The 13,114-nt window shown below is 70.2% G+C and carries 12 protein-coding genes; 5 read left to right on the forward strand and 7 right to left on the reverse strand.

From position 1 onward, the window contains the following. Positions 1–245: 245 nt before the first annotated feature. Positions 246–761, reverse strand: a complete 516-nt coding sequence (locus tag ACTWQR_RS24625) for an NUDIX hydrolase (protein ID WP_443229321.1) — start codon at positions 759–761, stop codon at positions 246–248. A gap of 67 nt (positions 762–828) precedes the next feature. Continuing rightward, entirely contained in the window at positions 829–1,722 is an 894-nt protein-coding gene (locus ACTWQR_RS24630; protein WP_443229322.1) for a DMT family transporter, read from the reverse strand. Positions 1,723–1,884: 162 nt separating this feature from the next. On the opposite strand from ACTWQR_RS24630, the gene ACTWQR_RS24635 reads away from it, so the two are divergent. The 5 genes from ACTWQR_RS24635 (at position 1,885) to ACTWQR_RS24655 (ending at position 7,959) form a co-directional block, all read left to right on the forward strand. Further along, a complete protein-coding gene (locus ACTWQR_RS24635) occupies positions 1,885–3,540 on the forward strand; it encodes an FAD-binding dehydrogenase (protein WP_443229323.1) in 1,656 nt (551 codons plus the stop codon). A gap of 256 nt (positions 3,541–3,796) precedes the next feature. After that, positions 3,797–4,747, forward strand: a complete 951-nt coding sequence (locus ACTWQR_RS24640; RefSeq protein WP_443229324.1) for a hypothetical protein — start codon at positions 3,797–3,799, stop codon at positions 4,745–4,747. A 57-nt stretch (positions 4,748–4,804) separates the two neighbouring features. Beyond that, positions 4,805–6,370 (forward strand): APC family permease, encoded by a 1,566-nt coding sequence (locus tag ACTWQR_RS24645; RefSeq protein WP_443229325.1) that lies wholly within the window; start codon positions 4,805–4,807, stop codon positions 6,368–6,370. A 151-nt stretch (positions 6,371–6,521) separates the two neighbouring features. Further along, on the forward strand, positions 6,522–7,286 hold the full coding sequence (locus ACTWQR_RS24650) for a molybdopterin-dependent oxidoreductase (protein ID WP_443229326.1): 765 nt from the start codon (positions 6,522–6,524) through the stop codon (positions 7,284–7,286). Beyond that, entirely contained in the window at positions 7,273–7,959 is a 687-nt protein-coding gene (locus ACTWQR_RS24655; protein WP_443229327.1) for a cytochrome b/b6 domain-containing protein, read from the forward strand. The genes ACTWQR_RS24650 and ACTWQR_RS24655 overlap by 14 nt, the downstream gene beginning before the upstream one ends. A 75-nt stretch (positions 7,960–8,034) precedes the next feature. Here the strand turns inward: ACTWQR_RS24655 and bla are convergent, their stop codons facing one another. The 5 genes from bla to ACTWQR_RS24680 form a co-directional block, all read right to left on the reverse strand. Then, positions 8,035–8,952 carry a class A beta-lactamase gene (bla, locus tag ACTWQR_RS24660; protein ID WP_443229328.1) on the reverse strand — a complete coding sequence of 306 codons (918 nt, stop codon included), beginning with the start codon at positions 8,950–8,952 and terminating at the stop codon, positions 8,035–8,037. Positions 8,953–9,184: 232 nt separating this feature from the next. Beyond that, the gene (locus ACTWQR_RS24665; protein WP_443229329.1) at positions 9,185–10,219 is read right to left on the reverse strand and encodes an L-idonate 5-dehydrogenase; all 1,035 of its coding nucleotides are present in this window, start codon (positions 10,217–10,219) and stop codon (positions 9,185–9,187) included. Positions 10,220–10,250: 31 nt separating this feature from the next. Next, positions 10,251–11,009, reverse strand: a complete 759-nt coding sequence (locus tag ACTWQR_RS24670) for an SDR family oxidoreductase (protein ID WP_443229330.1) — start codon at positions 11,007–11,009, stop codon at positions 10,251–10,253. Positions 11,010–11,043: 34 nt separating this feature from the next. Continuing rightward, the gene (locus ACTWQR_RS24675; protein WP_443229331.1) at positions 11,044–12,441 is read right to left on the reverse strand and encodes a GntT/GntP/DsdX family permease; all 1,398 of its coding nucleotides are present in this window, start codon (positions 12,439–12,441) and stop codon (positions 11,044–11,046) included. A gap of 68 nt (positions 12,442–12,509) precedes the next feature. Beyond that, positions 12,510–13,028, reverse strand: a complete 519-nt coding sequence (locus ACTWQR_RS24680) for a gluconokinase (protein WP_443229413.1) — start codon at positions 13,026–13,028, stop codon at positions 12,510–12,512. Between the last annotated feature and the right edge of the window lie 86 nt (positions 13,029–13,114).

The following is a 13,114-nucleotide window of genomic DNA, read 5'->3' on the forward strand; positions in this document are numbered from 1 at the left end:
CGGGCCATCAGTGGCTGGTCGCGCATTTCCCCGCGGCCTAAAGGGGCGTCAGCCCCCACCGGCCGGCACCCGGCCTCCGGCGTGAGGGGACGTGCCGGGGCGTCCGAGCGCCGCGCTTCCCGGCCGACCCGACTACCTCAGAGTGGCGCTCGGATGCCCCGGCGCGGCCCCGCCCCACAACCAACCCAGGGGCGCGGGGAACTGCGCGACCAGCCCCCACCCACCCGCAGACAAACGCAAACGACTCAACCCCGACTCCGCCAAGCCCGCAGCCGCGAATACGCCGCCAACCCATCCGGCACCCAAGCCCACTCCGCCAACCGCCGCCCCACCTCAGCCTCCGGCAGGAACCCGTACCAGTCGACCTCCTCCACCTGAGGCTGAACCGGCAACTCGCAGCGCACCTCGTACACGGCCGACCACCAGCTCTGCCCGGCCCCGTCGTCGTACAGGAACTTGAACAGGAACACCGGCCGAGGAAGCCCGGAGACCCCCAGTTCCTCCTCGGCCTCGCGGAGCGCCGCGTCGTCGTACGTCTCGCCCGCCCCCACGACCCCGCCCACGAACATGTCGTACAGGGAAGGGAAAACCAGCTTGGTCGGCGTGCGCCGGTGGACGAACAACCGCCCCTCCGCATCCCTGACCTGGATGAAAGCGCACCGATGCCGCAACCCCCGGGCGTACGCGTCACCCCGCCGGGCCTGCCCGACCACCTCGTCGTTCTCGTCGACGATGTCGAGGATCTCGTCTGCGGAACTCATACGGCCATCAGCGGAACTCATACGGCCATCAAATCGCACGCCACCTCATCAGCGAGGATGAACCTCATCAGCGAGGCTGAAGATCCCTCACCCGCTCCTTGGGCGCGGCCCCACTCGGCATCGCGGGATGCAACCCGAGCAGCACAACCCCCACCACAATCCCGGAAAGCCCGGCGGCCTCCCAGGCCAGCGCCCCCGCATCCGCCCGCAACCGGTCCCCGAGGAACCCCACCCCACAGGCGATCCCGGCGAGAGGCTGCGCGGCGGTGAGCGCGGGCAGCGACATCCGCAGCGGCGCGGTCTCGAAGGCGCTCTGGACCAGTACCAGGCCGGTGATCCCGAGCACGACGACCCCGTACACCTGCCACCCGGTGACCAGCGCCAGGAACCCGCCCTCCGAGAAACGCTGCCCGCTCACGCGAGTGAGAGCGTCCTGCACGCCGTACAGCAACCCGGCCGCGACTCCCAGCAGCACCGGCCCCGCACTCATCACCGACCGCTTGGCGTACGTGGTGAGGAGCAGCGCGAGCCCGAGCATGACCCCGATGATCAGCCAGTGCCGCACCGGATCGGTGATGGCGTCGCCGCCTTCAGGCTGACCGGCCACGATGAACGCCGTGACGCCGCCCGCGAGCAGCAGGAGTCCCGCCCAGCCCTGCCGCCCGAGCGGCTGCCGGGTCTGGCGGCGGGAGAGTGCGAGCGCGAAGAGGAGATTGGTCGCGAGCAGTGGTTCGACCAGCGAGATCTCGCCGTGCGCGAGGGCGATCGCGCCGAGCGCCATGCCGACGACCATGAACCCGATACCGCCCAGCCAGCGGGGCACCCGCACCAGGTCGAGGAGGAGCCGGGGGGAGAGGAAGTCGCCCAGCGGCGCGCGCGCCGCCGCGTTCTGCTGGAGAACGAAGCCGAAGCCGAGGCAGCAGGCCGCGCCGACGGCGAGGACGAGAACCAGAACCGACACGCGCGTACCTCGATACTCTCGGAACCTCGCGCGGCGGGGACGGGGCGAGGCGGGGGTATCGGGCGACTGTAGCCCGACTGCGTGGCGCCCGGCAGTTGACTGGGTCACTTCGTTGCCCAAGGATCTGACCGACCAGTAACAAAGCCGAGGAAGGGCCTGCTCATGGCGTACGACGCAGATGTGATCGTGATCGGGGCGGGCTTGGCAGGGCTCGCGGCGACCGCGGAGCTCGTCGACGCGGGGCGCAAGGTGATTCTTCTCGACCAGGAGCCGGAGCAGTCGATCGGCGGCCAGGCGCACTGGTCCTTCGGCGGCCTGTTCTTCGTCGACTCGCCCGAGCAGCGCCGGATGCGGATCAAGGACACTCACGCGCTGGCGCTCCAGGACTGGATGGGAACGGCGGCCTTCGACCGTCCCGAGGACCACTGGCCCCGGAAATGGGCCGAGGCCTACGTCGACTTCGCGGCCGGCGAGAAGCGGGCCTGGCTGCACCAGCAGGGGGTCCGCTGGTTCCCCGTGGTGGCGTGGGCCGAGCGCGGTGGCTATGACGCGAACGGGCACGGCAACTCCGTACCCCGCTTCCACATCACATGGGGGACCGGGCCCGGCCTCGTCGCTCCCTTCGAGCGGCGGGTACGCGCCGGGGTCGCCCGCGGCCTCGTACAGCTGAAGTTCCGTCACCGTGTGACCGGCCTGTCCCGCAGCGCGGGCACGGTCGACACCGTCAGCGGCGAGATCCTGGAGCCCTCGGACATCCAGCGCGGCAAGCCCAGCAGCCGCACGGTCAGCGGCGCCTTCGAGCTGAGGGCCCAGGCGGTGATCGTCACCTCCGGAGGCATCGGCGGCAACCACGAGCTCGTCCGCGCCAACTGGCCCGAGCGCCTTGGTAACCCGCCGGAGAAGATGATCTCCGGCGTGCCCGCGCACGTCGACGGCAAGATGCTCGCCATCGCGGAGGACGCGGGCGCGCACCTGATCAACCGCGACCGCATGTGGCACTACACCGAGGGCGTCCAGAACTGGAACCCCATCTGGGAGAACCACGGCATCCGCGTCCTGCCCGGCCCGTCCTCGCTCTGGCTGGACGCCCGCGGCAAGCGGCTGCCCGTCCCGCTGTTCCCCGGCTTCGACACGCTGGGCACGCTGGAGCACATCACGAGGACCGGGTACGACTACACGTGGTTCGTGCTCGACCAGAAGATCATCGGCAAGGAGTTCGCGCTCTCGGGGGCGGAGCAGAACCCGGACCTCACCGGCAAGTCCATCAAGGGTGTCTTGGAGCGGGGACGGGCCGATGTGCCCGGCCCGGTGAAGGCGTTCATGGACCACGGCGTCGACTTCGTCGTCGAGAAGGACCTGGGCGCGCTGGTGCGCGGCATGAACGCGCTCACCAAGGAACCCCTCATCGACGAGGCGGACCTGCGCCGTGAGATCACCGCGCGCGACCGGGAGATCGCCAACCCGTTCACCAAGGACCTTCAGGTGACGGCGATCCGCGGGGCCCGCAAGTACCTCGGTGACAAGCTGATCCGTACCGCCACCCCGCACCGCATCCTCGACCCCAAGGCCGGTCCCCTCATCGCGGTGCGCCTCAACATCCTCACCCGCAAGACGCTCGGCGGCCTGGAGACCGACCTGTCGTCCCGCGTCCTGACCGAGGGCGGAGACCCCCTGTCCGGTGTGTATGCGGCGGGCGAGGCGGCCGGGTTCGGCGGCGGCGGAGTGCACGGATACCGGTCCCTGGAGGGGACGTTCCTCGGCGGCTGCCTGTTCTCCGGGCGGACGGCGGGCCGAGCGGCGGCGAAGGCCGTGAACTGAGGCCGTGAACTGAGGCCGTGAACTGAGGCGGTGAGGTGAGGGTCGTGAGGTGAGGCTGGGTCAACTGTGGGTGGTTCGTGAAAAGTTGACGCGTGTAAGGATTCTGTCAGGTCTTGACGCGAACCATTGGCTCGGGGTTGGCTGTGCGTGATCGCCAGCTGACAAGCCGCTGACGGACCGCTGACATAAATCAACAGCTGCTGAGCGCTGAGAAATCAGTCGCTGACAGACCGCGTCGTGTGAGGAAGTTCCCGCGGTGTCCCCACCCCCGCCACCCCTCGGCCGCGCCCGCAAGCGCGCGGCTCAGGCCTTCGACGCCGCGCTCGACGACGCCGAACTCGTCGCCGCCCGCACCGCGTTGGCCCAGGGCCGGTGGACCGCCGTACGTGCCCTGCTCGTCGCGACCGGCGACGACTGGGACCGCCGGGGGCACCGCGTCACCGTCCTCGCGCAGGAGACCGGCACCTTCGCCTGGACCCGCGACTGGCTGCTCGCCGAACCCGAGTCGGGCGACGCCTCCGTCCTGCTCGCGCTCGCCACCGTGCAACGCGCCCTGAACGGCAAGGACAAGCCGGCCAGGGCGCGCGAGGCCTGCCGCACCGCGGCCGCGCTGCTGCCCGCCGACCCCACGCCCTGGCTCGGTCTGCTGATGCTGGAGCGCGTGCTCGGCGTCGAGGAGGACGTGGTCCAGCTCTTCGACGAGGTGCGCCACCGGTACGCCGACCACCACCACGCCCACCATCTGATGGTCGCCCGGCTCGCCGAGCGCCGCCCTGAGGCCGGCCAGGATCCGCTGCACGAGGTCTACGACTTCGCGACCTGGTCCGCCGAACAGGCGCCCGCCGACTCGCCGTTGGCGATCCTCCCGGTCATCGCGCACGCCGAGCGCTACCGCGTCCTGGCCCGTGCCGGGATCGAACCCACCGACCCCGTGGCCTCCGGGCACTGGGTGGGCCGCCGGGCCCGCCAGGTCATGAAGGCCGCCTTCGACTGGTGGCTGGAGTGGGAGCGCGACGACCACCCGCGCAGCCATGTCGACCTCAACTACCTTGCCCACGCCAAGTTCTGCGAGGGCCGGGGTGCCGAAGCCGCCGCCCTGTTCCACCGCATCGGTCCGCACGTGACCCCCGTGCCGTGGTCGTACCCCGACCGTGATCCCGCCACCGCCTTCCGTGCCGCACGCGACAGCGTGCTCGGCACGGCGTGAACCATCACCCCCGAGATCCCACAACGAGATCTGAAAATCCGAAAGGACAACCCCGCCATGACGACGGGCAGTTCGAAAACCCCGAGTGCGTCGAGCACGAGCGGACCGGCCACCGCGGACAGCGGCATCAGTACCTTCAAGGGCCAGGACCGTGCCCTGCGCGCCGACCGCCTCGGCACGGGGGGTCTGCTGCTCTCCGTTCTCGCGGCGACCGCCCCTCTCATGGTGGTCGCGGGTGTCATGCCCACGGCATTCGCGGTGATGGGCATCGTCGGCCAGCCGCTGCTCTTCGTCATCCTCGGCGTCGTGCTCGTCCTCTTCAGCGTCGGGTACGCCGAGATGAGCCGCCACGTCCACAACGCGGGCGCCTTCTACGCGTACATCTCCCGCGGCCTCGGCGGTACGGTGGGCTCGGGCGCCGCGGCGGTCGCGCTGGTTGCCTACAGCGCCCTGCAGGTCGGTATCTTCGGCATCTTCGGCTTCGAGGTGTCCGGCCTGTTCGCCACCTACCTCGAAGTCGAAGTCGCCTGGTGGATACCGGCGCTGGCCGCCGCACTACTCGTCGGCGCGCTCGGCTGGCTGAAGATCGACGTGAACGCGCGCGTGCTCGGTGTGCTGCTGCTCATCGAAGTGGCGCTCGTCGTCATCTTCGACGTCGCGGCCGTCGCCGACCCCGCGAAGGAGGGCCTGTCGCTGCACGCCTTCAACCTGGACACCCTCACGGGCGCGGGCATCGGCACCGCCCTGTGCTTCTGCATCGCTGCCTTCACCGGCTTCGAGCAGGCCCCCGTGTACGCGGAGGAGACCAGCCGTCCGCACATCCTGGTCCCGCGCGTGATGTTCCTCGCCATCGGCTTCGTCGCCGTCTTCTTCGCGCTCAGCTCCTGGGCGCTGACCGTCGCCGCCGGGCCCTCGGCAATCGTGGGCACCGCGCAGGAGCAGAGCGCGGGGCTGCTGTTCTTCCTCACCGAGTCGCGGCTCGGTGAGACGTTCACGGACGTGCTCCATGTGCTCTTCGTGACCGGCATGTTCGCGGCGCTGCTCAGTTTCCACAACGTCGTCGCGCGGTACGCCTTCGCCATGGGCCGGGAAGGCCTGCTGCCCGCCGCCTTCGGCCGGACGACGGGTGCGAGTGGCGCCCCCGGCACCGGCTCGCTGCTCCAGTCGGTCGTCGCCGTGGTGGTCATCGCGGCGTTCGCCTTCGCCGACGACAAGCCGACCGGCGACCCGACCGCGCCCGTGCTGCACCTGTTCACCTGGATGGGCAACATCGGAGCGCTCGGCGTCACCCTGCTCATGGCCACGGCCTCGCTCTCGGTCGTCGTCTTCTTCGCCCGCCGGGGTGCCGCGCGGGCCCAGGCCTGGCGCCTGGCGACCTCCGTGATCGCCGGCGTCTCGCTGCTCGTCATCGCGGGCTACACCGTGAAGGACTTCGACGTCCTGGTGGGCGCGGGCCCCGACTCCTCGCTCAGCTGGGTGCTGCCCGGCATCATCGCCCTGGCCGCCGTCGTGGGCGTCCTCCAGGGCGTGTTCCTGCGCACCCGCAAGCCCGAGGCGCACGCCAGGATCGGGCTCGGCAACGAGGCGTTCCAGCTGGACAAGGCGGCGGGGGCCGACTCCTGAGGCCCCCGCTCCTGAGAGGCACGTAGGAGTGATCACGTAAGACACGTAAGACAGATCATGTAAGAAGTGATCACGTCAGAAGTGATTACGGAATGCTGACGGGCACCCTTGGCCACTGGCTTACGGGAGCCAAGGGTGCTCGAATCAGTGTGTGAACTCGGAACAACCGGCAGCGGCCGCGCAACCACCGACAGCGGCCGCGGACCAGCCGGAAGAGGGCGGGACACCCGTGGGCCGGCGGCTCGTGCTCGGGATGCTCGGGCTCGGTGCGCTCGGCGTGGCCGCCGCGCCGCCGCTCCAGCGCGGTCTGGAGTCCTTCCTCGGCAGCGCCGCGGACAAGGACCCCACCGGCCTGACCGGCCTCCTCCCCAACGGGGGCGGCTTCCGCTACTACTCGGTCGCCTCGTCCGTCCCGCGCAAGGACGAGGACACCTACCGCCTCACCATCGACGGCCTGGTCGACAACCCCACCACCTACTCCCTCACCGACCTGCGCGCCCTGCCGCAGACGAGGATGGTCCGCGACGTCCAGTGCGTCACGGGCTGGCGGGTGCCCGACACCCCCTTCGAGGGGGTACGCCTGTCCCAGCTGCTGGACGCCGCGGGGGTGCGGGCTTCGGCCGGGGCAGTGCGTTTCACCTGCTTCGACGGGATGTACACGGAGAGCCTGACCCTGTCCCAGGCCCGCCGCGCCGACGTCCTCGTCGCCCTCCGCATGCAGGACAAGGACCTGAGCCACTCCCACGGCGGCCCCGTCCGCCTCTACGTCGCGCCCATGTACTTCTACAAGTCCGCGAAGTGGCTCTCAGGCATCACCGTCACGTCGGACGTCAAGCCCGGCTACTGGGAGAGGCGCGGCTACGACGTGGACGCGTGGGTGGGCCGCTCGAACGGACGTGACGATGACGCGACCTGAGATCGAGACCGGGGAGCCGCAGGCGGTGAGGACCGGGGAGCCCAGTGAGCCCCGTGAGCCCGGGGAGCGCTTGGCGAGTTCGCTGCGGGTACGTCGCTTCTCCCGCGCCGAGCGCTGGGTGCACCGGGTGACGGCCCTGCTGATGGGGCTGTGCGTGCTGACCGCGGCCTGCCTCTACGTGCCCCAACTCGCCGAACTCGTCGGCCGACGCGAGCTGGTGGTCAGGGTGCACGAGTGGTCGGGCCTGCTGCTGCCGGTCCCCGTTCTGATCGGTATCGCCTCACGCGCCTTCCGCGCGGACCTGCGGCTGCTCAACCGGTTCGGGCCGCACGACCGCGTGTGGCTGCGTTCGGCGCTGCGCCGCGACGCCCGCCCCGAGGCTCGGCCGGCCGGGAAGTTCAACGCGGGGCAGAAGACGTACGCGGCCTGGATCGCCGGAGCCGTCCTGGTCATGCTCGGCACGGGGCTGCTGATGTGGTTCACCCACCTCGCCCCGCTCGTCTGGCGTACGAGTGCGACCTTCGTCCACGACTGGCTCGCCCTGGCCATCGGTATCGTCCTCGCGGGTCACATCGGCATGGCCCTGGCCCACCCGGAGGCCCGACGAGGGCTCCGGACGGGCGAGGTCGACCGTGAGTGGGCGAAGCGGGAGCATCCGCTCTGGCGGCCTTAGCCGCCGCGGCTGTACGGGGGCCGCCCGAGCCCTGGCCCGGCCAGGGCTCGGGCCGGCCTGGGGCCTGGCCTGGGCTTATGCCAGCGCCGTCGCCAGCAGGGCGGCGGTCTCGGCGACGAGAGGTTCGTCCATCGGAGCGTCGGGGTCCGCCTTGGTGGTGAGGACGGCCAGCACGACGGGTGACCCGTCCGGCGTCCACGCGATGCCCACGTCGTTGGTGGTGCCGTACTTACCCGTGCCGGTCTTGTCGCCGAGGGCCCAGTCCTGCGGCAGGCCCTTGCGGAAGCGCGCCCCACTGGTGGTGTTGGCGAGCAGCCACGCGGTCAGCCGCTGCCGGTCGCGGGGGGTGAGAGCGTCACCGAGGGCGAGTTTCGCGTACGTCCGCCCGATGGCGCCGGGGCTCGTGATGTCCGTCGTACGCCAGGGTTCGGCCGAGTTCAGTGCCGGTTCCCAGCGGTCGAGGCGGGTCGTTCCGTCCCCGATCGAGCGGCAGAAGCGCGTGATGGCGGTCGGGCCTCCCAACTCGCGGAGCAGGAGGTTCGCCGCGGTGTTGTCGCTGTGGGCGATGGCGGCGTGGCACAGCTCGGCAACGGTCATGCCGTTGGCGAGGTTCTCCTTCAAGCCCGTGACGGGGGCGCCGCCCGACTCCTTGACGTCCTCCGCGGTGTACCGGATCCGCAGGTCCAGGTACTCGCCGTGCCGGTCGAGGTCCCTCAGCACGGCCGCGGCGGCGAGTGTCTTGAACACCGAGCACATCGGGAAGGCCTCATCCGCGCGGTGCCGCACGGTGGTCCCGGTGACCGTGTTGTGCGCGAAGACGCCGAGGCGGGCGGAGTGTTCGCGCTCGAGCTTGCTCAGTGCGTGGGAGATGTCGTCCCCGGCCGCCTTCGTCGCCGCGTGGGCCGACGGGGTCGCAGTAGCGGCGGCCAGTGCCGCCCCGGCGCCGAGGGCGAGTGCGGTGCGGCGGCTGCGGCGGGTTTCTAAGCCTTCCAAGGTTGTTCTCTCCTCCGAGCGGTGATCAGTACTCGTAGAGGCAGACTCGCTGGAGAGCTTCTGTGGTTCCCGATGCCTGGGGGAGAGGGGGTGCGTGGGAGGTTGCGGGCCGGTGGGGGTTGACCGCGCAGTTCCCCGCGCCCCTTAAGTAAGGGGCGCGGGGAACTGCGCGACCAGCCACGACGAAGCGGCACCCGGCAGACCAGACCTCAAACCCCCCACCTTCGCCGAGTCAGCCGTTCCCTCCGAAGTCCAGCAGTACCTTGCAGGACTCAGAGCGGTTCGCCGCCAGGGCGAACGCCGACTCCGCCTCTCCCAGCGGAATCACCGAGCTGACCAACAAGTCGAACCGCTGCTCGCGCGCGAGCAGCGCCAACGCGTCGTCGAACTCTCCGTCGAAGCGGAAGGCTCCCCGGAGTTCGATCTCTCGGCTGACCACGAGGTTTCCGGCGAAGGGGCTCTGGCCGGGGGGCAGCATGCCGAGCTGGACGACGACTCCGCCGCGTCGGACGAGGCGGAGGCAGGTGTCGAGGCCGGCGGCCACACCGGAGGCCTCAATGGCCGTGTCCACCTCGGAGGGCCACCCGGGAGAGGACGGATCGTCGGCGCGTACGATCTCGTCCGCGCCGACCGCCGCCGCGTACTCCAGAGCCCTCGGCAGCAGATCCGTCACCGTCACCCGCGCGGCCCCCGCGGCCTTCGCCGCCGCGACGACCAGACAGCCGATGGGCCCCGCACCGGTGACGAGGACGTGCTTCCCGGCGACGTCACCGGCTCGCCGTACCGCGTGCAGCGCGACGGACAGCGGCTCGGCCAACGCCGCCCGCCGCAGCGGAAGTCCGGAGGGAGCCTCCCGCAACTGCTCGACGGGCACGACGACTTGAGCCGCGAACCCGCCCTGGACATGCGGCATACGCGCCGCACTGCCGAGGTAGCGGGTGTCACGGCATACGTTCCGCCGCCCGGCCGCACACTCCGGGCACACGCCGCACGGCGACGCGGGATGCACGGCAACAGCCGTACCGGGAGAGAGCAGACCGTCACCCCCGGCCCCGTACGCCACCACCGTCCCCACGACCTCGTGGCCGAGCACCATAGGCTCCCGGAGCCGGAAGTCGCCGACCCCGCCGTGCCGCCAGTAGTGCAGATCGGACCCGCACACCCCGCCGTACCGCACGGCGACGAGCGCTTCGCCCGGGCCGGGGACGGGAACCGGCAGTTCGTCCACCCGCAGGTCACCCTGCCCGTGAATCACGCAACCGAGCATCGCGAAAGCTCCTTTCAGCCTTGCGGGGGACTCAGAGAACACTGGTCATGCCGCCGTCGACGTACAGCACCTGTCCGCTGACGAAGTCCGCCGCGGGGGAGGCGAGGAACAGCACCCCGCCGACCAGGTCCTCCGTACGCCCCCAGCGTCCGGCCGGGGTCCGTCGGCGTACCCACGCGCTGAACTCCGGGTCGTCGACGAGGGGTTGGGTCAGCTCGGTCTCGATGTAGCCGGGGCCGAGCCCGTTGACCTGCACGCCGGACGGTCCCCAGTCCGCGCACATGCCCTTGGTGAGCATCTTCAGCGCGCCCTTGGTGGCGGCGTACGGGGCGATCCCGGGCCGTACCACCTCGCTCTGCAGGGAGCAGATGTTGACGATCTTGCCGTGGCCGCGTGCGGTCATCCCCCGGGCGGCTTCCCGGCCCACCAGAAACGCGCTGGTGAGGTTGGTGTTGAGGATTCGGTGCCAGTCCGCGTCGGCGAACTCCAGGAGCGGAGCCCGCAGTTGCATACCGGCGTTGTTGACGAGGATGTCCAGCGGGCCCACCCGCTCCTCGACATCCGCTATCCCAGCGACCACTGACGGGCCGTCAGTGACATCGAAGGAGGCCGTGTGGATGTCGCCCGGCAGTTCCGCCGCGGCCTTGGTGAGCCGGTCGGTGTCGCGGCCGTTGAGCACCACCGTGCAGCCGGCCTCCGCCAGCCCCCGGGCCAGTGCGAGGCCGATGCCCCGGCTGGACCCGGTGACCAGCGCCGTACGGCCGCTGATGTCGAAGAGAGGATGAGTCATCGCCGTACTCCAGGGTTACGAGCCAGATCAGGAGCTAGATCACGAGGGACAGGAGGAGGACCAGGCCTCCCGCGACCACGGAGATGATCGTCTCCATGACCGACCAGGTCTTGATCGTCTGCCCGACGTTCAGGCCGAAGTACTCCTTGACCAGCCAGAACCCGGCATCGTTCACATGGCTGAAGAAGAGCGAACCCGCACCGATCGCCAGCACCAGCAGCGACGCGTGCGTGGTCGACATGTCGGCCGCGAGCGGGGCGACGAGACCGGCCGCCGAGATCGTGGCGACGGTCGCGGAACCGGTCGCGAGCCGGATCGCCACCGCGATCAGCCAGGCGAGCAGCAGCGCGGGGATCGACCAGTCCTCGGAGATGTCCAGGATCATCTGGCCGACGCCCGAGTCGATCAGCGTCTGCTTGAAGCCGCCGCCCGCGCCGACGATCAGCAGGATGCCCGCGATCGGGGCGAGGGACTTCTCGACGGTCGAGGAGATCCGGTCCTTGGTGAACCCGGCCGCCCGGCCGAGGGTGAAGATGCCGACGAGCACGGCCGCGAGCAGCGCGATCAGCGGCGAGCCGATCACGTCGAAGACCCGCTGCACCATGTTCTCGGGGTCGTCGATGATGATGTCCACCAGCGCCTTGGCCAGCATCAGCACGACCGGCAGCATGACGGTGGCGATGGTGACGCCGAAGCCGGGGCGCTTGTCCAGGTCCTCGGAGGCACGCTGGGGGATCATCTTCTCCGGGGCCGGTACGTCCACCCAGCGGGTCGCGTACTTCGAGAAGAGCGGGCCCGCGATGATCACGGTCGGGATGGCGACGAGGATGCCGAGAGCGAGCGTGACACCGAGGTTCGCCTTGACCGCGTCGATCGCGACCAGCGGGCCGGGGTGCGGCGGGATCAGCCCGTGCATCACGGACAGGCCCGCGAGTGCCGGGATGCCGATCCGCATCAGCGAGTAGTTGCCGCGCTTGGCCACCATCAGGACGACGGGTATCAGCAGGACTATGCCGACCTCGAAGAACAGCGGCAGACCGATCACCGAGGCGATCAGCACCATCGCCCACGGCATCGCACGGCCGCCCGCCTTCGCGAGGATCGTGTCGACTATCTGGTCGGCGCCACCGGAGTCCGCGAGCAGCTTGCCGAGGATCGCGCCGAGCGCGATGAGCACGCCCACGCCGGCGACGGTCGAACCGAGACCGGTCGAGAAGCTGGCGATCGCCTTGTCGAGCGGGGCCCCGGCGAAGGCGCCGAGGGCGAGTGACCCGATGGTCAGCGCGAGGAAGGCGTGGAGCTTGAACTTGGTGATGAGCAGGACGATGACGGCGATGCCCGCCAGAACGGCGATACCCAGCTGAGCGTGTCCCGCCGAGGTGATCGGCTCGACGGGATCCGCTGCCAGCATCTCGACGCTGAGTCTGGTCACGGTGCTTTTCCTTGAGGGGAGAGGGAGTTGGAGCAGGGGGTTACAACGGGGCAGTTGCTATGGGGGAGTTACTCGTCGAGGCCGTGCAGAGCGGTCACGGCCCGTTCGGTGATCTCCTCGGGGCTGCCGGAGACGTCCACGGCGACACCCGACTCGTCCGCCTGGAGCGGCTGCAGGGTGGCGAACTGGGAGTCCAGGAGCGCCGTCGGCATGAAGTGCCCCTGACGGTGCGCCATCCGCTCCTCGATGAGCCCCCGGTCACCGGTGAGGTGAACGAAGACGATTCCGGGAGCGGCGGCCCTGAGCCGGTCGCGGTAACTGCGCTTCAGCGCCGAGCTGCTGACCACCCCGCCGAGCCCAGCTCGTCCGTGTGCCCAGACGCCGATGGCGTCCAGCCAGGGCCAACGGTCCTCGTCGGTGAGCGGGGTCCCGGCCGTCATCTTGGCGATGTTGGCCTCGGGGTGGAAGTCGTCGCCCTCGGCGTAGGGAACGCCGAGCCGGCTCGCAAGCAGGGGACCGATGGTGGTCTTGCCCGTGCCTGCCACGCCCATGACCACGACGACGTGGGGGGTGCGCGGTTGCTTCATCATGCTCTCGCTGTCTTCTTCGACATCCGGATGCCGGATGAACGTGAGGTGCCGCATCCGTCACGACACTGAAACCTATAGGTCAG

The sequence above is a fragment of the Streptomyces sp. 2A115 genome, from assembly GCF_052245575.1.
GTDB lineage: Bacteria > Actinomycetota > Actinomycetes > Streptomycetales > Streptomycetaceae > Streptomyces.